This is a genomic window from Synechococcus sp. J7-Johnson, from assembly GCF_024345795.1.
GTDB lineage: Bacteria > Cyanobacteriota > Cyanobacteriia > PCC-6307 > Cyanobiaceae > Regnicoccus_A.
Map to the genome: position 1 here is coordinate 35,966 of NZ_JAGQBU010000008.1, position 19,275 is coordinate 55,240.

A 19,275-nucleotide genomic window follows, 5' to 3' on the forward strand; every position below is an offset into this window, starting at 1 on the left:
GGTCCCCCTGACGAAGCAGCCTCTTGGCGATGGTTGATCACGCGCTCTTGCCGGCCGTGACCCGCATCCTCGAGCGGGTGGAGGAGGTGAGTGGACTGCCGGTGGCCGTGGCTCAGGAGCCCGGTCTCAGCACCCTCGCCACCCTCAAGCCCGCCAACAGGGAACGGCAGGCGCATCTGATTCTTTTCAGGGAGGACGACGAGGCCAGCAGCTACCACGTGGCCTTTGAGGCGGCGCTGCTGCTGCGGCTGGTGCAGGTGCCCCAGGAGTTGCGGGTGAACCTCACGGAGAAGCGGGAGGCCCGCGAGCAGGTGGTGTCGCAGGTGGAGAAGCTGCACAAGGGCAAGCTGCCCTTAGCCCGGGCCAGGGAGCTGGGGCTGCGCTTCTACAACGGCCTGATGGTGCAGCTGCGCTCCATAGGCCCTGGGCTGTGCGCCGACCAGTGGCTGTTCGAGGAAGCACCGGAGCTGCGGGGTCTGCAAGCCGCGGTGCTGCAGGAGCAGGTGCAGCAGAACGTGCCCAGCCTCAATGCCGACATCGACCGAATGGCTCCAGCCGCGGTCGTGAAGGCCAGCCGGGGGATGAACGCGGCCTATGCCTTCCAGGCTGCTGAGCTGGTGGGGCTGCCGCCGCTGGCGGTGCCATACCAGGCGGCAGGGTTTGAGGCGCTGGCGCGGGAGCTGATCGCCAGCACCCGAGAGCAGGCCGCTATGGGGGATCCGGATCGGGAGATGATCGACGCGTGGGCGGAAAGGCTCGGGATTGCACGCTGGTACAGCTGGCAGCCGGCCTATCCGGCCGAGGTTTGCTGAATGGGCATGCAGGCCACCTCATTCACGATCGAGGAGACGACCTTCGATGTGTCGTTGCTGCCGGAGGACTGCCGCAAGCCGGGCAGCGAGGCCTTCCACCGAGCGGTGACCGATTACTTCCAGCAGGCCTATGGCGCCATGGGCGGCCGGGTGGCGGTGGTGTTCGCCAACGGCCGCATCGAGGTGAGCTGGAGCCCAGATACCGAGACAGCCTCTCCGGCAGCCGAGGCGATGGGCACCATCACGCCGCTGCTGAAGCAGCGCCGCTACGGCGAGGCCCGGCCGTTACTGGTGGCCCTGCTGGAGGCCGAACCCGAGAACCGCGATGCCCTCTACAACCTGGGCATGGTGGCGAGCGATGAGGGCCAGCTGAAGGAGGCCCGCGAGCTGCTGCGGCGGTCGGTAGCGGTGGATCCATCCTTCGCCAACGGGCAGGTGGCCCTAGGGGTGGCAGCCCTGCGGGACCTGGACCAGGCGGAAGCACGCCAGGCGCTTGAGAGAGCGATTGAGCTGGAGCCTGACAACCCCTTTGCGCTGCGCACCCTCGGCAGCCTGCTCACCACGGCCGGCGCCCTGGCGGCAGGGGCAGAACGGTTCCGGCAGGCCCTGGCGGTGGCACCGAACGATCTGGTGGCCAGCCTGTGTCTGGCCCAGGCGCTGCTGGAGCTGGATCCAGGCGAGCACCGCGACGAGGCCGATGCGCTGTTGCTGCGGGTGATCGAGCAGCAACCGTTTGGGGAGCTGGGTGAGCAGGCCAAGGCGCTGCGGGGGCAGGTGGCCGCGCGGGATCTACGCCAGGGCAGCCCCAACGGTCTGAGGCAGGACGCGGTGACCTACTGCCTCGATGCCCTGCGCCGCTTCCAAGCGATGGACCAGGCCGAGTTCATGGCGGTGATCAGCGAGGTGGCGGCCGTGGGCCAGGGCGGACTGCAGATCAATGAACCCGGCACCAGCCGCACCCTGAAGAGCCTGCCGGGCAGCTACAGCGACCTGGCCCTTGCCTGCCTGATCCATGTGGGTATGAAGCGACTCACCCCCAACGAGGACTCGGGGCTGGGGATTGAGGCGGAATACGTGGAAGCACTCAGAATGATTGGCCATGACGGAGTAGGACCATGACCCTTTGGCTGATCCACGCCGGCTCCCCGATGGCACAGAAGATCCGGCAATGGATTGATCTTCTCTGATGGGACTGACTCCCTTCCATGCCAAGTATTACGCCCATGACCTGACCAGACGGGCCGCTGGAGGTTTGGATCGTTTGTCGATGTCGTTGTTTGATGCTGCAGTCGATCTCAATCCCCATCAGATTGAGGCGGCACTCTTTGCGTTGCAATCACCGCTTTCGAAGGGTGTGATCCTTGCCGATGAGGTGGGGCTAGGCAAGACAATCGAAGCTGGGATTGTCCTTTGCCAGTACTGGGCCGAGAGGCGACGGCGCTTGCTCGTGATCACACCTGCCTCAATCCGCAAGCAGTGGGCGCTGGAGCTGCAGGAGAAGTTCAACCTCAATGCTGTGGTACTGGACTCCAAGGCCTGGCGAGAAGCACGTAAGAACAGCAAGGATCCATTGGCTCAAGGAGCTGTGGTGGTGATGTCCTATCACTTTGCCAATAGCCACCGCGACGATCTCAAGGCGGTTGGGTGGGATCTGGTGGTGATTGATGAAGCCCACAAGCTGCGCAACGCTTACCGGCCCAGCAACAAGGTCGGCCAGGGGATTCGATGGGCAACAGAGGAGTGCCGCAAATTGCTCCTCACCGCGACGCCGTTGCAGAACTCTCTTGTGGAGCTGTACGGGCTTTCCACATTGATTGACGACAGCCTTTTCGGAGATCTGAATGCCTTCCGTGCCCAGTACACCGGGGCGGGCAGCAACCTGGCGGCCTTGCGCCAACGGGTTTCACAGTTCTGCCGGCGAACGTTGCGCAGGCAGGTCACGGAGTACATCCGCTACACGGAGCGACGACCGATAACGCGCCCATTTCGGCCCACAGACGACGAACATGCCTTATACCAAGCGATCTCAGGCTTTCTGCAGCGAGAAGAAAGCTATGCGTTACCGAGGCGGCAGCGGCAACTGACGACCTTGATCCTGAGAAAACTGTTGGCCTCCTCCTCACAAGCCATTGCCGGCACGCTCGAGACCTTGACCAAACGGCTTGAGAGCCTACGGGACGAGAAAGTGGCGAGTGATCCGGACTGCATTGAAGAACTGCTTGAGGCAGAGGAGATGGAGGGTGATCTCCTCGATGAAATCCTGGAGCCTGATCAGACGGAAGCCTCCGTAGAGCATGAAGCTGAGACGATTGATCGAAGGAAACTTCAGGATGAAATTGAGACCTTGAGGGGTCTTGCTGACTGGGCTCGCAGCATTGGAGTTGATACCAAGTCACGCACCTTGCTCAAGGGTCTTGAGATTGGCTTTGAGCAGATGGGCAAGCTGGGGGCTGAACGAAAGGCACTAATTTTTACTGAGTCGCGTCGCACCCAGGACTATCTTAAATCATTCCTGGAATCGAATGGTTACCAGGGACAGGTCGCCCTGTTCAACGGTAGTAATGCAGGGCCGGAGGCTGCCGATATCTATGAACGCTGGGTCAAAGCCAATGCGGGTTCAGGTCGCGTGTCTGGTTCACGTGCGGTTGATATGCGCACAGCATTGATTGAAGCCTTCCGCGATGAAGGCACGATTTTGATCGCTACCGAAGCTGCCTCAGAGGGAATCAACCTGCAGTTCTGCTCCTTGGTGGTGAACTATGACCTCCCCTGGAATCCTCAACGGGTTGAGCAGCGAATCGGTCGGTGTCATCGCTACGGACAGAAACACGATGTGGTGGTGATTAATTTTCTCAATGAGCGTAATGAAGCTGACCGGCGGGTGCTGGAGCTGCTGACCGAGAAATTCAACCTCTTTAATGGAGTGTTTGGTGCTTCTGACGATGTACTTGGGAGTATCGAATCAGGCGTTGACTTTGAGCAACGCATCCTCGCCATCTATCAAGAGTGCCGTACACGGGCAGAGATCGATGCGGCGTTCAGCGCACTTCAGAGCGAGATGGATGAACAAATTAAGACTCGCCTAGGCAATACCCAGAAAGCACTATTTGAGTATTTTGATGAGGATGTTCATCAGCGCTTGCGTTTGCAACTGGCTGACGCAAAAGCCCAGCTTGATCGGGTTGGCCAAAGGTTTTGGTCACTCACGCGCTACATGCTGGCTGATGATGCCCGCTTCCAGGAGGCTGAATTGGCCTTTGATCTCGATCGGCCGCCACGGCAGGATCTGTCCGGGGGGCGATACCACTTGATTTCCAAGAATCGGCCAGTTGAGGCCTCAAGCCAAGAATCAGAGGAAGGCTTTCTCTACCGGTTGTCTCATCCCTTGGGAGAATATGTGGTGGCAACGGCAAAAGACCTGGGGACTGCATCCGATGAGGTGGTTTTTGATGTCAGCCATCACCCCACCAAGCTCTCTGTGGTGGAGGCCCTACGGGGCCAGAGTGGGTATCTCACGCTGAACAGGCTGACAATTGAGGCTTATGACCAGGTGGAAGAGTTGTTGTTCTCAGGCTTCACCGATGCTGGGGCCAGCCTGGATCAAGAGGCGATGGAGAAGTTGTTTCTCTGCGGTGGAGGTACCACAGGGTTCGGATCGGTCCCTGCAGGCTCATCTTCGCGGCTTGCTGCAGAGGCGGAGCGCCATGCCAGTGCCACCATCCATCGCTCCCTGGAGGAGAACAGCAAATACTTCAAGGAGGCACGGGAGAAGTTGGAGCAATGGGCCGATGACATGGTGGTTTCGGCCGAACGGGCTCTAAGTGCAACGAAGGAGCAGCTCAAGGCCTTGCGCCGTGAAGCGAGGCAGGCGGTGACGCTTGAGGAGCAGCGCCAGATCCAGGAGCAGACCCAGAAACTGGAACGACTTCAGCGCAGCCAGCGCCAGGAGATCTTCAAGGTGGAAGACGAGATCATGGAGAAACGGGATCAGCTGATCGATCAACTGGAGCGTCGGCTGGTGCAACGCACGACCAATGAGACCCTGTTCACGATTCGCTGGTCGGTGGTGTAGGGCGACCATGACAGGCCAGAATAAAAGCCGAGCTGAGCCCATATGAGCCCCAAGTACGAGAAGCTCAAGACCCTGCTCCTGGAGCTGTTCCAGCTCGATAAACCCGAATTGGATTTCGGCATCTACCGCGTGATGCACGCCAAGAACGCCGAGGTGTCTCAGTTCCTCGACAAGGACTTGCTGCCTCAGGTGCAGGTGGCGCTCGGACAGTACAAAACAGCCGACAAGGCAGAGCTTGAGACGGAGCTTGCGAAGGCCATTGAGCAGGCGCAGGCCCTCGGCGCCGATGCCGAGACGCTGCCCAAGGTCAAAGACCTGCGTGCCAGGCTCAAGACCGACGCCGTCGACGTGGGAGCGCTGGAGAGCGAGGTCTACGACCATCTGTTCAGTTTCTTTCGCCGCTACTACTCCGAAGGCGACTTTCTTGCGAAGCGCGTCTACAAGCAGGGCGTCTACGCCATCCCCTACGAAGGCGAGGAGGTGACCCTCCACTGGGCCAACAGAGATCAGTACTACATCAAAACCAGCGAATACCTGCGCGACTACGCCTTCCGGCTGAAACCGGACGATGAAGCCAACCCGATGCGTGTGCACTTCCGTCTGGCGGATGCCGCCGAGGGCGAGCACGGCAATGTGAAGGCCGCCGAGGGGCAAGGACGAGTGTTCGTCCTTGCTGCGGGAGGGGAGAGCGGCCGCGACTTCATCACCGAAGAGGGCGGTGAGCAGGGCAAGGAGCTCAGCATCTGCTTTGAGTATCGACCAGCGACTCTGGCTGATTGGCCCGAGAACGAGCGGGGGGGCAAGAAAAAGCCACCGGCACAGAAAGAACTGAGCGCGCTCGCAGCCAAACAGGTGCTGGCCGTGGCCGACGAGTCAATCGCGCCGTGGATTGCGGAGCTGGGAAAGCCGTATGCCTTGGCCAGCGGTGAGGTGGCCGATTACACGCGCATTGAGACGCATCTGCGCCGCTACACGGCACGCAACACCTTCGACTATTTCATCCACAAGGACCTCGGAACCTTCTTACGCCGTGAGCTTGACTTCTACATCAAGAACGAAGTCATGCACCTAGACGACGTTGAGAACGAGACGGTGCCGCGCGTCGAGCAATATCTCTCCAAGATCAAGGTCATCCGCAAGATCGCCGAAAAGATCATCGCCTTCCTCGCCCAACTCGAGGACTTCCAGAAGAAGCTGTGGCAGAAGAAGAAGTTTGTGGTCGACACGCAGTGGTGTATCAGGTTGGGTTTAATCCCAGAGGAGTTCTACGTAGAGCTCGCAGCCAACGAAGCCCAGCGTGATGAATGGATCGAGCTTTTTGCAATCGATGAGATCAAAGGTGACTTGACTACCCCGGGGTACAGCAGCAAGCTCACGTCAGAGTTCCTTAAGGCGCATCCAACGCTGGTGGTGGATACACGGCACTTTGATGCAGATTTCACTGTGCGGATGATTGAAGCGACGGGCGAAATCGACGATCAGACGGACGGCCTACTGTTTCACAGCGAGAACTTCCAGGCCCTGTCACTGATGAAAGCTCGGTATCGAGAGCATGTGAAGTGCATCTACATCGATCCGCCGTACAATACTGGGAGCGACGGATTCCCATATAAGGACAACTATCAGCACTCTTCCTGGGCATCTATGTTGCTCGACAGGGTCTTGCTTAGCCGCACGTTGCTTCGAGAGTCCGGTCTATTCTTTTGCAGCCTTGATGACCGCGAAGTTAATCGGGCCAGTCAGTTAATAAATAGTGTGTACTCAGAGGATGGCTTTGTTTCTGATATTACGATAGTCAACAATCTCAAGGGCCGACAAGACAGGGCGCACATTGCTACAGCACATGAACATCTCTTGATGTTTCAGATGCCCTTGGGTGAGTCGTTTGGATTCGCACTTCCAGAGGATAGACGCACTCAGTTTGAACGTGAAGACGAAGCAGGGTATTCGTACGAACTCCGTGATCTTAGACGGCGTGGAGGCGGAGATCGGCGCGAAGATCGACCAAACATGTATTTTCCGATTTTCTGGAATGAGGCAGATAAAACTGCGTCTTTGGAGCGAAAAAGTACTGAAGATGTAGAGATTACCCCAAAGCGCTCTGATGGGAGCGATGGCCGTTGGCGCTGGGGAATGGAACGTGTTCAAAGATGCCTTAATATCTTGGAAGCGAAACCAGTAGCAGGCGGTGTCCGATGGAATATCGACTACCGGGTCTATCTAGATAAAGACGGCATGCGTCGGATGAAGCCAAAGTCTTTTTGGAATGAACCTCGTTACTCAACTGATAACGCGGTAAAGATGCTCAAGGCAATGATTCCGGAGGTTGAATACCCCTCGCCGAAAGCAGTGGGACTTCTGAGCGACGTGTTCTCGCATGGTTCAGACGAGGATGATCTGATTTGCGACTTCTTCGCAGGGTCCGGAACCACCGGCCACGCTGTCATCAGCCTGAACCGTGATGACGGCGGGAAGCGCAAGATGATCCTTGTCGAGATGGGCGACTACTTCGACACTGTGCTGCTGCCGCGCATCAAAAAGGTCACCTTCACACCGGAGTGGAAGGACGGCAAGCCCAATCGCCTTGCCACGCCTGAGGAAGCCGAGCGCAGCCCGCGCATCGTCAAAGTGGTCCGTCTCGAATCCTACGAAGACGCGCTCAACAATCTGGAAACCCACCGCACCAAGGAACAGCAAGGCCTTCTCGACCTCGCCCAAGCCCAGGCTACGGACGGGCTGAAGGAGCAGTACATCCTGAGCTACATGCTCGACGTTGAGACACGCGGGAGTCAGTCGCTGCTCAACGTGCAGGCCTTCACCGATCCCACCGCCTACAAGCTCAAGTTCAAACGCCCGGGGTCGGATGAGAGCCGCGAGGTGAATGTTGATCTGCTCGAGACCTTCAACTGGCTGATCGGCCTCACCGTGAAGACCATCGCTGCCCCGCAAGTATTCAGCGCAGCGTTCGAGCGCGATGGTGAGGATCGCCTGCGTCTGAAGGGTCGACTCAAGCAGGAGGTTGAAGCCCCGTACTGGTTCCGCACCGTTACTGGCACCACACCCGACGGCCGCCGGACGCTCATCATCTGGCGCAAGCTCACCGGTGAGCCTGAGCAGGACAACCTCGTCCTCGACGAGTGGTTCACCAAGAAGGGCTACTCGGCCAAGGACAGCGAGTTCGACCTCATCTACGTCAACGGCGGCAATAGCCTCGAGAACCTCAAGACCGCTGATGACCTCTGGAAGGTGCGGCTGACCGAAGAGGACTTCCACCGGCTGATGTTCGAGGCGGAGGGACCCTGATGCCACGGGGACGCCCCAGGAAGAACCCAGAGACAACCGCGACTGCGTCACCCGCCGCCCGGCGAGGTCGTCCGAGCAATAAGCCCCAGGTGCGCTTCGCTGACAAGCTGGTGCTCAACCAATGGCTGCTGTCGCTTTTCAACGTCAAGCAGTTTGATGACCTAGCCAAGCCGCTCCGCAATGAGGCCCTTGAAGGGTTGGATGAGAACAACGTCCACCACTTCCATTACGCCCTGACGTCTCAGCTGCTCAACCTCACGCAGCTCCCCACCGAGCTTCTCCTGGAGTACGACCAGAACATCGTCCGCCACAGTCAGCGTCTGAACGAACGTCGCATCACCCGAGGGGAGGAGCCAATCGTCTGGAAGTACTTCCAGTACCTGGCCTTGCTGTTCAGCGAGATCTACCTCGATCACTACTTCCGCGATGCCAATGGCCTCCTGGCAGCCCTCAACACACAGATCACCTCCTACAACGAAGACAAGTCCGAACCTGACCAGCTCACACATCTGGACGCGGAAGCTGAGGCGTGGCCACAACTGAACAAGCTTGCCTTCTGGATGGCCACAGGTGCTGGCAAAACACTGGTGATGCACACCCACATCCTCCAGTTCCAGTGGTATCTGGAGAAATACGGGCGCCGCCGCGAGTTGAACCGCATCATCCTTCTCACACCCAACGAAGGCCTTTCGCAGCAGCACCTACGCGAATTCGAGTCCGCTGGTATCTCTGCCGAGATCTTCAACAAAGATGGAGGCCGGTTGTTCACGGGGCAGGCGGTCGAAATTCTTGAAGTCACCCGTCTGAAAGATGAGATGGGCATCAAGACCGTTGCGGTGGATGCCTTTGAGGGCAACAATCTGGTGCTGGTTGACGAAGGCCACAGGGGCGCCTCCAGTGGCGGTGACGGTGCCTGGATGCGTTATCGCAACGCCCTTTGTGAGAAGGGCTTTTCGTTCGAATACTCCGCCACCTTTGGCCAGGCGGTGAAGGGGAACCCTGGGCTCACTGAGCTCTACGCCAAGAACACCCTGTTTGACTACTCCTACCGCTACTTCTACGGAGACGGCTTTGGCAAGGATTACCAGATCCTCAACCTCGACGAAACCACCCAGCGCAACCACCGAGACCTTTATCTCACGGCGTGTCTTCTTTCGTTCTTCCAGCAGCAGCGACTGCACCGTGAGCAAGAGAGCGCCTTCAGGCCCTTCCTGATCGACAAGCCGTTATGGATTTTCGTCGGTGGCAGCGTGACGGCGACCTTGGCCAAGCAAGACGCCTCCGACATCGTGGAGATCCTGCAATTCCTAGCGCGCTTCGTTGCTGATCGCCCAGTCAGCATCCAGCGCATCGAGCGCGTGCTGAACCAGGGCCTCATCACCACCAGTGGTGCCAACCTGTTTGCGGGTCGGTTCGCCTACCTGAACACGTGCGGCCTCACTGCCACGCAAGTCTTTGAAGCGACCCTGGCAATCCTCTTCAACGCACCTGGGGGTGGCCAGCTCTATGTAGAGAACCTGAAGGGAGCATCGGGCGAGATTGCCCTGCGGCTTGGCGCCGAGAACGAGCCATTCGGCGTGATCAATGTGGGTGATGATGCCAAGTTGGTCAAGCTGTGCGAGGAGAACGGTCTGGCTTGTGGTGACCGCGAGTTTGCCGGTTCGCTGTTCCACGAGATCAATCAGGTTCACTCCCCCGTGAACCTGCTGATCGGATCAAAGAAGTTCACCGAGGGCTGGTCCAGTTGGCGGGTCTCCACCATGGGCCTGATGAATGTGGGTCGTACCGAAGGGGCACAGATCATCCAGCTCTTCGGCCGTGGTGTACGCCTCAAGGGCTACGAAATGAGCCTGAAGCGCAGCGGACGTGCGCAGCTGCCAGATGGCCTGCAGAGTCCAAAGCACATCGCCGTACTGGAAACCCTTGGCATCTTCGGCATTAAGGCTGATTACATGGCCCAGTTCCGCGACTTCCTTGAAGAAGAAGGACTTCCCACCAATGAGGTCCGTATCGAATTCCTGCTGCCTGTCATCAAAAATCTCGGCACCTTGAAACTCAAGACAGTGCGGCTCCAGAAAACAATCAACGGCGTCAACACTGAGTTCGGCGATGCCTTTCGCAAGCTGGCGCCTATCCCCACCGTGGCGCCACCTGATCCTGATAGCGACCCGAGAACCTGCTCCCTGCAGAAGAACCCGGTCGTCCTGAACTGGTACCCCAAAATCCAAGCCATGAAGTCAAGCGGGATCCAGGGACTTGATTTTGAAGTTTCGCCAAATCAGACGCACTTGACAGCGCAGCATGTTGCTTTTCTGAATCTCACTCAACTGTATTTCGAACTGGAACGCTTCAAGGCCGAGCGTGGTTGGTACAACCTCAACCTCACGCTGGCTGGCATTGCCAGGCTCCTGGCCAACCAAACCTGGTATCTGCTGCTGATTCCTGCCGAAGAGTTGGCCTATGATTCGTTCGAACGGGTGCGTCTGTGGCAGGAAATTGCCCTCGCATTGCTCAAGAAATACACAGAGCGCTACTACATTTCTAGCAAGCGAGACTGGGAAGGCAAGTATTTGGAATACCGCTACTTGGAGGGCGACGATCCGAACTTCTTGGGTGGCAAAGATGCGGGGGAGGAAGGGTATTACCGCATTCTAATTGAAGAATCCCAGGAGGAGATCGTGGCCAAGCTCACTGAGCTTAAGGAAGCGATTGGCAAGGGAGATCTCAAGCCATGGGAGTTTCGGGGCATCAAGGCCCTCTGGTTTGGCAAACATCTCTACCAACCTCTGCTGTATCTCGACTCGAAGGTCGTTGAAATCAGCCCGGTGCCGTTAAACAAAGGCGAGCGGTATTTTGTTGAAGATCTCAAGGTCTTTTATGATGCCAACGCTGATTTCTTCAAAGACAGGGAACTGTACTTGCTGCGCAACCTAAGCAAAGGAAAGGGAGTGGGTTTCTTTGAGGCGGGTAACTTTTACCCAGACTTCATCCTGTGGTTACTGGTTGAGGATCAGCAGCACGTGATCTTCGTGGATCCCAAGGGTATCCGCAATCTCGGCCCTGCAGACCCGAAAATTCAGTTCTACGAATCCATCAAGGAGACAGAAGCTCGCCTCGGCGATCCGGAAGTTCACCTACATTCCTTCATTATTTCCAACACGGCATCAGCCACGATGAAGTTGCTGTGGAACATGGACAAAGATCAAATGCTTAGCAAGCAAATACTCTTCCAAGAAGAAGACAAGGACACCTACATTGGATCAATGCTGACTAGGGTCATGACTGGCCCAACTCAGTGATTGATGCAAAACCTACTTTAACTCGGCACTGTGAGGGCTGGTTTGTTGGACATCTTGCATCCATAGGCCCTCCCAGCGTTGACCTGATCCACCCAGCTTCTGATCAGTGGTGACCAGCATCAGCGCTGACTGGATCACGCTGCGGCAGTCGCTTCCTTCTTCGGCAGGGTTGATGCAAACCCCCCGCATAACGCAGAATCTTTAGCCGTGGTAAGCCCCGCCATGGGGGTCTCCCTCCCCATCAACCTCCGGACAGATCAGCTCCACCGCCTGCCGCGCTTCGCTCAGCACCTGAAACAGCACCTTGGGCGATTCCTTGAGCAATTTGATCCAGTGACCCAGATAGGCGGCATGACTCTCGATCTCGCTGCCGATCTCTAGCCGATCCCCCAGCAGCACCGCCCCCAACTCAGCAACAAGTTCCTCACGGGCATAGCGTGGCTTCCCGAAGACACCGCCCAGATCCCGCTTGAGCCGAGATTCATGGCCGGTGGAGTGGACGGCTTCATGGGCCCAGGTGGCGCAGAACGCCGCTGGTGAGTGGAAGCTGGCGCGATCAGGGAGCTGGATCCGATCAATCGCCGGCAGGTAGCAGGCGCGATCACCCCCAAAGCTGACCGGCACTGGCCAGGCCCCCAGCAGGGACTCGGCGGCCTCCAGGCGCTCGGGCTCCGGCTTGGGCTCCACACCTTCCGCAGCCTTGCGGGCCTCAATCAGGCCAGCCAGTGCTGCTCCCTCGAGATCAGATGCATTGAAGACCGCCACCGGCCGGTAGCTGGCCCAGCTGCGCAGGGTGACTTCACCGCCCTCGCCTGGCTCCTCGCGGCTGTGCAGCTGGGGCCGCAGGATGTGAACGGCCTTGCTGCCCTTCTTGGGGAAGATGCCAAGCTTTCTGGCCTCGGCAAAGCCGCACCAGAACGGCAGGGACGAACCCCGGATGTGCAGACCGAGGGTGAGCAGGATCGGATTGGCGCCGCGGTAGCGATGGCCTGAAAGCAGATTGACGTGGTGGCCGCCGCCGCTGCCATCCCAGGGACGCCGCCAGGGGGCAGAACCTGCCTCCATCAACTCGATCAAGGAAGCAACGATCTTCTCCTCGGCCGTGGGGCCATCGAAGGATTTGCGGGAGCGGGACTGGGACGCGGCCATGAACGGCAAAGCGCGGGACGCCCGAGTGGTGCCCCGCGACGGCAAGGGCGGCGACGGCGCCTGTCGCCGAGCCGCTTGCGCAGCCCTTGCCCGTGGGGCGACCATGAGGAAGCCCGCGCGACCCATCCCCAGGGGGGTCAGTCCCGCAGCAGATCACCGCTGCTCCAGCCACCGCTGCGCCGCACCCGTGACGGCCGAGAGACGGTGGTCTTGGTCATCTTCTGCCGATCGAAGCTGCCCCGCGAGGGGGCCATGGCGACGGAGAAAGCAACGCCCGGTGCGCCGACCACCTGCTGGGGCCAGATGCCGGTGCGGGGCTTGGCGTGAACCCGGGCGATCTGAGCTGGGGCCTTCATCGATCTGGCGCTGATCATCGTGGCGGGCATGGCTTGGCTCCTTGTGTTCAGGCTCCATTGCCAGGGCACGGTTGGCGCTGGCAAGGGGAATTGACGTCTTGCGGCCCCGCTGATGCCTCCTGCCATCCGTGGCTCTGCCAACGGCTCGGCCTTGGGTGAGAAGCCCGGGCCGTCAGGTCCTGCCGGCCCCTGGCGGGTCACGGCCAGGATCAGTGGCGGCCTGGTGCAGATCAGCAACAACCACGAGTCGCGGGTGATCCGCAAGGCGGAAGTGGAGACCTACCTGCACATAGGCAAGGCCAGGTGAATCAAACACTGCCGGGGATAAAAAAGGCGGGGAGTCTTCTGCGTGACGCCTTACGCCGTTGGCACCCAGTTTTCAACATGCAGGCCGCTCACCTGGGCAAACTCGCGGGTGTTGTTGGTGATCAGCGTGGCCTGCAGGCTCAGGGCATGGGCCGCGATCATCGTGTCGAGTGAGCCGATCGGTGTCCCTCGGCGTTCAAGCTCCGCACGCACATCGCCATAGGCCCAGGCAGCACGTTCGTCAAAAGGCAGAATCGTGAGAGGGGCCAGAAACATCTCCAGGGCCTGGCGGTTGCGCGCCGAACCACTCTTGGCCACACCAAAGGCCAGCTCAGCGGCCACCACGCTGCAGAGGCCAATCTCTCCGAGCCGGTAGTGCTTGAACCGCTCCAATACCGCCGGCGGCTTGGCATTGATGATGGTGATGCAGATGTTGGTATCGAGCAGGATCATGGGTTGATCGCCTCCCGGATCTGCTCTTCGGGTTGCTCGCGCGTGATCACAAACCCGGGTTCGAAGGCGGCCAGCCCCGCCTCCAGGGTTTGCCAGGGGTCATCAATGGGCAGCAGCAGCACCCCGTTGCCGAAGTGCTTCACCACCACCTCACTGCCGCTGAAGCGGTACTCCTTCGGCAGCCGCACAGCCTGGCTGCGGCCCGATTGAAACAGACGTGCGGTGTCCATCGGATGCCCCTGATCGGGTAGTGACCCATGGTAGCTACCACTGCTGGAGCTGGGCTCACAGCGACAAGGCCAGCTGGGCAGCCCCCAAAGCCATTGCGCGGCCGCGCATGCTGAGGAATTCCGCTCCACGTCCGTCCACGGCTCGGTCAGATGCTGCCCTGCCTTGATGGGGCGATCCCTTGACAGGCACGCGGCGGGTCCTATGGTATTCCTTGGACGGAATAACGCATGTGGGATGTCGGGCACACCCTGGCCTTTGAGGAGTGGTGGAACGATCTGAGCGAGCAGGAGCAGGACGATGTGACCGCCATCGTGGAGTTGCTCGAGGAGATGGGCCCCAAGCTCCCCTCCCCCTACTCCTCAGGCATCAAGGGCTCACGCCACAGCCATATGCGCGAGCTGCGCATTCAATCCCATGGAGATCCACTTCGAGTTTTCTATGCCTTTGACCCGCAGCGCAGCGCCGTTCTCCTGATCGGAGGTAACAAAACAGGCGATGAAAAGCGGTTCTACAAGAAGCTGATTCCCAAGGCCGACGCGCTCTACGACGACCATCTTCTGAGTCTCCAATCCCAATCAGACCGATGACCCGCCCCTTCTCCGAACTCACCAAGGACTTCAGCAGCGAGCGCCGTGCCCGCATCGATGAGCGTAAGGAGCAACTGCGGCAGGAGATGACCCTGGCTGAGCTCCGTAAAGCCTTCTTGCTCACCCAGGACACCCTCGCTCAGGCCCTCAATGTCAAACAGGCGGAGATCTCCAAGATTGAGAACCGGGCGGACATGCTGATGAGCACGCTGCGGAATTTCGTTCAGGCCATGGGTGGTGACCTCGAAATCCGTGCCGTGTTCCCTGATCGCTCAGTCGAGATTGCCAATTTCTCCTCTCTGGCATCCAAGCGCAAATCGACGCGCGCCTCAGGCAAGAAGGCGGCTGCGATGACGGCGTAGACCCCGTTCGGTTGACCCCGCTGATCAGACCTTCAGGGCCTGGCCGCAGGCCTTTCTGGCAAAGCTGTTGCTTGCCGTGAAACGTGCATAAACCGTCAGGACCGGCAGGCCCCAGGCAAGCTCAGGCCGCAGCCAGTGGCTCTGGTGCCATGGAGGCCTGGACCAGCTCGATCTCCGCTTCGTGGGCGGCCTCCAGCGCCGCATCGATCTCCTGGATGCGGGCCAGGAACAGCTCCATCGCGGGGATCAGCTCTTCCTCCAGCAGGGTGATTTCTTCCTCGCCATAGGGGTGATCGATCCAGAGACGGCGGATTGGCTTGCCTCTGTGGGTGCGCAGCAGCCGGGTGAGCGCCAGGTGGCTGGAGTGGACGAGGGCGACGGGATCCTCGCGGCAGAGGGAATCGAGCCAGAGGGACATGGGGCCTGGCGCCGTGGCGCAGCGATGGGACGCCAGCAGCACCGCCGGATCAGGCAAGGGGCGCGAAGCGCCTCGCGCAGCCCTTGCCCCGGCGGATGATGCGCGATCCCACCGCGCTGGCCGGCACACCAGGAGGTCCTCCTCAGCGTCCGCCGTTTGTGAGCGCTGCTCCGCCCAGCAGGGCGATGAGCAGTTTCAAAGTGGCATCAAAGGCGGCAGTCACCTGATCGAGCACACGCGGACAGACCTCGACCACCTTCTGGCGCTGGGAGTAGGCCACATTTCCGCAGACCCCAGTCGCCACGGTGTACAAGCTGAGCTGGGTGATGATCACAACCGCCAGCAACTTGAAGATGAACCGCTCCCGATCGAAGGGCGGTTTCGAACCGCGCTTCCTCGCAGAGGCTGGTCGCTGACCCGAGCCACTTCCAACACTGCTCGGGTCGTGGCCTGCCACGGCTCACGAGAACAGCCAGGCCCAGCCCGATGACGGACCTTCCGGCAGCCAGCGGGGGTTGGTGTTCTTGAACGAGTAGTGCAGACCTCTGCCGGCCCCGCCGCCTTCTGTGGCCCAGGTGCCGCGGATCAGATCGAGATCGCCGTAGGGGTCATGCACCAGCCAGCCGCTGCTGTTGTAGCCCCGCACCGCGATGTAATGCCCGCCGCCGGAGGGTGCTGAGACTGGACCCTTGTGCAGGATTCCGATTGCCAGGCCGAACCCCCTGTCGATTTCGGCCTTGGCCCGCTCCACCGTGCAGGTGGTGAGGAACCGCCCCGGTGCGTTCAGCTCGGCCAGGGCCTTGGCGTGGGCCGCCTGGCTGGTGGTGTCGCCGTAGCGCTCCACCACCCGCAGGTAGTCGAGGTCGTCGCGGATGCCGGGAACCTGCAAGAAGGCGAGGTTCATGGCGATGCTGGAGCTCTGGCAATGACGCCAGCCCTCGGGCCCGTCGTTGGTCTGATCGAAGAACGGCAACGCCAGCGGATTGCCCCTGGCTGGAGGCGACGCTGCTGGCTTCTCGCTGAACTTGAGCGCCCAGGCGGCCTGCTCATCGAGGATGTCGCCGCTGCCTTCCAGTTCGGCGATCGAGCTGTAGAGGCCCCAGATGCCAGACACCTGCTGGGGTTCGCCCTTGAACGCTTCCCAGCGGTCCTGGAACCGCTCCGGGGTCATCGGCGTGGCCATGGCGGCAAGGGGGTCTCAGGTCCAACCCATTGCCAGGGGCGGCAGCGGTACGCTTTGACGTACGTGCCTGACGCTTTGCTCTGGTGGCCAGCATTTCCGCGACGGAAGCCCGCAAGCGGCTGTATGCCCTCATCGATGAGGTCGGCAACTCCCACGAGCCGGTTCAGATCACCGGCAAGCGCGGCAATGCCGTTTTGCTTTCGGAGGCCGACTGGAACGCCATCCAGGAGACCCTGCACCTGGTTTCGATCCCGGGGATGCGCGAGTCGATCCTCGATGGCCTCGCCACTCCGGCAGAAGAGCTCAGCGAGCAGCCCGGCTGGTGAGCTGGAGCGTTCGTTTCACCAAGCAGGCGCAGAAGGACGCCCGCAAACTCGCTGCCGCCTCACCTGCCCTCAAGGCCAAGGCCGAGCAGCTGCTGCAACTCCTGGCAGAGGATCCCTTCCGGCAGCCGCCGCCCTATGAAGCGCTGGTGGGTGATCTGCGCGGAGCCTTCTCCCGTCGGCTCAACATCCAGCACCGGCTCGTCTACCAGGTGCTCCACGAGGAAAGGATCGTGAAGGTGCTGAGGCTGTGGACGCACTACGAATGAGCCCGGCCGCAGCCGGGCTCGGTGGGCAGGAGACCGAATAGAGCAGCAGCGCCAGAAGCTCCAGACGAGTGAGACCTGCTGCTCCTGCTGCCACCGCTCTTGGGCGAGCTGTCAGATCCAGTTCTCGTAGAGCAGCCCGTCTACCCGCTCGAACTCGCGCAGGTTGTTACTCACCAGGGTGAGGCCCTCACTGCGGGCATGGGCGGCGATGTGCAGATCATTCACCCCGATCGGTGTGCCGCGGCGCTCCAGGGCAGAGCGGATCTGGCCGTAATGCTGGGCGGCCTTGGCGCCATAGGCCAGCACCTCCAGCCGACTGCAGAAGTCCTCCACCACCGCCAGAGAGCGCTGCGGATCGGAACTCTTCTCAGCGCCATGCATCAACTCGGCCAGAGTGATCGACGAAATCGCAAGGTGACTGGCGTTGCGGTTGAACCGCTCCAGCAGCGTCTCCGGCCGCCGCTTGATCACGTAGATGCAGATGTTGGTATCCAGCAGATAGCGCAGCATCGGCGAATCAGAAGGACTCGCGTTCGCCTTGCTGCTGGGAAGCCCGCTCCGCCAAGAAGTCGTCGGGCACTGTGGGTCCACCCTGGAAGAAGCTGTCCCAGCTGCGGCCCAGTGGAGCGATGATCCGCTCCTGGCCGCAGGCCCGGACCTCCACCTCCGTGACGGAGTCGGGAAGCCGCAGATGAGCGGGGATGCGTACCGCCTGGCTGCGGTTGCTCAGAAACAGCTTGGTGACAGCCCGCATCCGACCTCTTGGATATACATGCAGTCTATCCCTGGATCACTTGTCCCGCCAGCGGGATGAGAAAGCCCGGCCGCAGCCGGGCTCGGTGGGCAGGAGACCTAATAGGGCAGCAGAGCCAGGATCTCCGGATCAAGAGCCCGCTCCGGCAGCGCCGCCTGGCGCTCCCTGAGGATCTGATCGGCCAGCTCTGCCAGCCGTGGTAGCGGCACCCAGGCCGAGTGGCAGATCGTGCTGATCCGATCAAGGGATTCGGAGCTGTGGCGCTCCTGTGCAGCGCGGCGGAAGGCGGAAGCCATGGGGAGCTGGAGAAGGACCCCAAAGCCGGGCGGGGTGGGGTCAAGGGCGGCTTTGCCGCTTGCGTCAGCCCTTGAGGCCACCCCGCACCATGACGGGCCCTGACCAGCGCCCAACCCTTTCTGTCGATGGCAATAGATGGGTGACGTTGCTGGGTACACCCGGAGCAAGCATGGGCCTCTCCCTGATCGAGGCTGCCAAACACGAGACGCGGGTGGAGCGCCTGGCCGTGATCAAGACCTTCACTGAGGGTCAACTGATCAGCCGCCTGCCCTTCCGCAACCTGCTTGGTGGTGCTCTCAAGTTCGCCGTCGAGAAGAAAATGCCCCGCGTCGGCTTCCGCGCCGTCAATGAGGGCTACCGCCGTGATTACGGCGCCGTCGAGAACGACACCGAGTTCGTCCACCTCTTTGGGGGGGACCTTGATGTGGACCGCTCGATCGTGGACCTCAACGGCCCTGAGGCCAGGGCTTCCCAGACCGAGCAGAAGGTGCGCTCAATGCGGCTCACCCTGGAAGCAGCTGTGATCAACGGCGATGCCGCCTTCGACCCCCGTGCCTTCAACGGCCTCAGCAAGCGGCTCACCCCCGGCGGCCCCCAGACCGTCGACAACACCTCAGGCAGCGTCAAGCTCACCCGCCTGGAGGCCCTGGTGGACTCCGTCAATGCCTACGGCAGCGAGAAGGTGCTGCTCACCAGCAAGGCGGGCCGGCGTCAGATCAGCTCCGCCTGCCGCGCCGCAGGCGGTGATCTCTACCAGGTGATGGACGGCCGCCACTGGTTTGAGGACACCGAAATCCTCTGCCTGGAGGAGGACGCCAACGGCAACGACGTTCTGGGCTTTGGGGAAGCGGGCGGCACCACCTCGATCTACTGCTGCGCCTTTGGCGACGAGCAGATGACCGGCCTGCAGGGACCGTTCGAGGGCCGCTACGGCATCTCGGTGCGGGACTTCGGCGAAGTGCAGGACGCCCCTGTCTTCCGCACCCGCGTCGATTGGTACGTGGGCTTCGCCGTGTGCGATCAGAAGGCGATCGGGCGGCTGTTCAACATCGGCCCCGCTCTGACCTGAGGGCCAGAGGCCCGAGGCCCAGAGGGCCACAC

21 protein-coding genes are annotated in these 19,275 nt (G+C 60.6%); 11 read left to right on the top strand and 10 right to left on the bottom strand.

From position 1 onward, the window contains the following. Positions 1 to 56 precede the first annotated feature (56 nt). From KBY93_RS05945 to KBY93_RS05965, 5 genes are all read left to right on the top strand, one after another. Positions 57 to 812: a hypothetical protein gene (locus KBY93_RS05945; RefSeq protein WP_255093350.1), complete on the top strand. Its 756-nt coding sequence runs from the start codon at positions 57 to 59 to the stop codon at positions 810 to 812. 6 nt (positions 813 to 818) lie between these two features. Next, positions 819 to 1,931 (top strand): tetratricopeptide repeat protein, encoded by a 1,113-nt coding sequence (locus KBY93_RS05950; protein WP_255093351.1) that lies wholly within the window; start codon positions 819 to 821, stop codon positions 1,929 to 1,931. Between the two features lie 67 nt (positions 1,932 to 1,998). Further along, positions 1,999 to 4,884, top strand: coding sequence for an SNF2-related protein (locus KBY93_RS05955; protein ID WP_255093352.1), 2,886 nt, complete (start codon positions 1,999 to 2,001; stop codon positions 4,882 to 4,884). A gap of 42 nt (positions 4,885 to 4,926) precedes the next feature. After that, positions 4,927 to 8,187: a site-specific DNA-methyltransferase gene (locus tag KBY93_RS05960; RefSeq protein WP_255093353.1), complete on the top strand. Its 3,261-nt coding sequence runs from the start codon at positions 4,927 to 4,929 to the stop codon at positions 8,185 to 8,187. Positions 8,188 to 8,276: 89 nt separating this feature from the next. Beyond that, a complete protein-coding gene (locus KBY93_RS05965) occupies positions 8,277 to 11,486 on the top strand; it encodes a DEAD/DEAH box helicase family protein (protein ID WP_255093354.1) in 3,210 nt (1,069 codons plus the stop codon). 201 nt (positions 11,487 to 11,687) lie between these two features. Here the strand turns inward: KBY93_RS05965 and KBY93_RS05970 are convergent, their stop codons facing one another. Together KBY93_RS05970 and KBY93_RS05975 are read right to left on the bottom strand one after the other, a co-directional pair. Then, positions 11,688 to 12,635 (bottom strand): ArdC family protein, encoded by a 948-nt coding sequence (locus KBY93_RS05970; protein WP_255093355.1) that lies wholly within the window; start codon positions 12,633 to 12,635, stop codon positions 11,688 to 11,690. 137 nt (positions 12,636 to 12,772) lie between these two features. Then, positions 12,773 to 13,021 carry a hypothetical protein gene (locus KBY93_RS05975; RefSeq protein ID WP_255093356.1) on the bottom strand — a complete coding sequence of 83 codons (249 nt, stop codon included), beginning with the start codon at positions 13,019 to 13,021 and terminating at the stop codon, positions 12,773 to 12,775. Positions 13,022 to 13,103: 82 nt separating this feature from the next. On the opposite strand from KBY93_RS05975, the gene KBY93_RS05980 reads away from it, so the two are divergent. Further along, positions 13,104 to 13,298 (top strand): hypothetical protein, encoded by a 195-nt coding sequence (locus tag KBY93_RS05980; protein WP_255093357.1) that lies wholly within the window; start codon positions 13,104 to 13,106, stop codon positions 13,296 to 13,298. A 50-nt stretch (positions 13,299 to 13,348) separates the two neighbouring features. Here KBY93_RS05980 and KBY93_RS05985 read toward each other — a convergent pair whose 3' ends face one another. Both KBY93_RS05985 and KBY93_RS05990 read right to left on the bottom strand, forming a co-directional pair. After that, on the bottom strand, positions 13,349 to 13,750 hold the full coding sequence (locus KBY93_RS05985) for a type II toxin-antitoxin system VapC family toxin (protein WP_255093359.1): 402 nt from the start codon (positions 13,748 to 13,750) through the stop codon (positions 13,349 to 13,351). Further along, positions 13,747 to 13,980, bottom strand: coding sequence for an antitoxin (locus KBY93_RS05990; RefSeq protein ID WP_255093360.1), 234 nt, complete (start codon positions 13,978 to 13,980; stop codon positions 13,747 to 13,749). Before KBY93_RS05990 ends, KBY93_RS05985 begins: the two co-directional genes overlap by 4 nt. A 228-nt stretch (positions 13,981 to 14,208) precedes the next feature. Here KBY93_RS05990 and KBY93_RS05995 point away from each other — a divergent pair, with 228 nt between their 5' ends. Both KBY93_RS05995 and KBY93_RS06000 read left to right on the top strand, forming a co-directional pair. Further along, positions 14,209 to 14,568, top strand: coding sequence for a type II toxin-antitoxin system RelE/ParE family toxin (locus KBY93_RS05995; RefSeq protein WP_255093362.1), 360 nt, complete (start codon positions 14,209 to 14,211; stop codon positions 14,566 to 14,568). Beyond that, positions 14,565 to 14,930 carry an XRE family transcriptional regulator gene (locus KBY93_RS06000; RefSeq protein ID WP_255093364.1) on the top strand — a complete coding sequence of 122 codons (366 nt, stop codon included), beginning with the start codon at positions 14,565 to 14,567 and terminating at the stop codon, positions 14,928 to 14,930. The genes KBY93_RS05995 and KBY93_RS06000 overlap by 4 nt, the downstream gene beginning before the upstream one ends. Before the next feature lie 121 nt (positions 14,931 to 15,051). On the opposite strand, the gene KBY93_RS06005 is transcribed toward KBY93_RS06000, so the two are convergent. The 3 genes from KBY93_RS06005 to KBY93_RS06015 all read right to left on the bottom strand — a co-directional run bounded on the left by KBY93_RS06005 (position 15,052) and on the right by KBY93_RS06015 (position 16,531). After that, positions 15,052 to 15,405 (bottom strand): hypothetical protein, encoded by a 354-nt coding sequence (locus KBY93_RS06005; protein WP_255093365.1) that lies wholly within the window; start codon positions 15,403 to 15,405, stop codon positions 15,052 to 15,054. 85 nt (positions 15,406 to 15,490) lie between these two features. Next, on the bottom strand, positions 15,491 to 15,805 hold the full coding sequence (locus KBY93_RS06010; RefSeq protein WP_255093367.1) for a hypothetical protein: 315 nt from the start codon (positions 15,803 to 15,805) through the stop codon (positions 15,491 to 15,493). 3 nt (positions 15,806 to 15,808) lie between these two features. Continuing rightward, positions 15,809 to 16,531 carry a C39 family peptidase gene (locus tag KBY93_RS06015; protein WP_255093368.1) on the bottom strand — a complete coding sequence of 241 codons (723 nt, stop codon included), beginning with the start codon at positions 16,529 to 16,531 and terminating at the stop codon, positions 15,809 to 15,811. An 83-nt stretch (positions 16,532 to 16,614) separates the two neighbouring features. On the opposite strand from KBY93_RS06015, the gene KBY93_RS06020 reads away from it, so the two are divergent. Beyond that, on the top strand, positions 16,615 to 16,857 hold the full coding sequence (locus KBY93_RS06020; RefSeq protein WP_255093369.1) for a type II toxin-antitoxin system Phd/YefM family antitoxin: 243 nt from the start codon (positions 16,615 to 16,617) through the stop codon (positions 16,855 to 16,857). After that, positions 16,854 to 17,123: a Txe/YoeB family addiction module toxin gene (locus tag KBY93_RS06025; RefSeq protein ID WP_255093371.1), complete on the top strand. Its 270-nt coding sequence runs from the start codon at positions 16,854 to 16,856 to the stop codon at positions 17,121 to 17,123. The genes KBY93_RS06020 and KBY93_RS06025 overlap by 4 nt, the downstream gene beginning before the upstream one ends. Positions 17,124 to 17,234: 111 nt before the next feature. Here the strand turns inward: KBY93_RS06025 and KBY93_RS06030 are convergent, their stop codons facing one another. The 3 genes from KBY93_RS06030 to KBY93_RS06040 all read right to left on the bottom strand — a co-directional run bounded on the left by KBY93_RS06030 (position 17,235) and on the right by KBY93_RS06040 (position 18,173). Then, positions 17,235 to 17,633 carry a type II toxin-antitoxin system VapC family toxin gene (locus tag KBY93_RS06030; protein WP_255093372.1) on the bottom strand — a complete coding sequence of 133 codons (399 nt, stop codon included), beginning with the start codon at positions 17,631 to 17,633 and terminating at the stop codon, positions 17,235 to 17,237. Between the two features lie 7 nt (positions 17,634 to 17,640). Continuing rightward, positions 17,641 to 17,877 carry a type II toxin-antitoxin system VapB family antitoxin gene (gene vapB, locus KBY93_RS06035; RefSeq protein ID WP_255093373.1) on the bottom strand — a complete coding sequence of 79 codons (237 nt, stop codon included), beginning with the start codon at positions 17,875 to 17,877 and terminating at the stop codon, positions 17,641 to 17,643. Positions 17,878 to 17,975: 98 nt separating this feature from the next. Continuing rightward, a complete protein-coding gene (locus tag KBY93_RS06040; RefSeq protein WP_255093374.1) occupies positions 17,976 to 18,173 on the bottom strand; it encodes a hypothetical protein in 198 nt (65 codons plus the stop codon). Positions 18,174 to 18,262: 89 nt separating this feature from the next. On the opposite strand from KBY93_RS06040, the gene KBY93_RS06045 reads away from it, so the two are divergent. After that, a complete protein-coding gene (locus KBY93_RS06045; protein WP_255093375.1) occupies positions 18,263 to 19,243 on the top strand; it encodes a major capsid protein in 981 nt (326 codons plus the stop codon). The last annotated feature ends 32 nt before the right edge of the window (positions 19,244 to 19,275 follow it).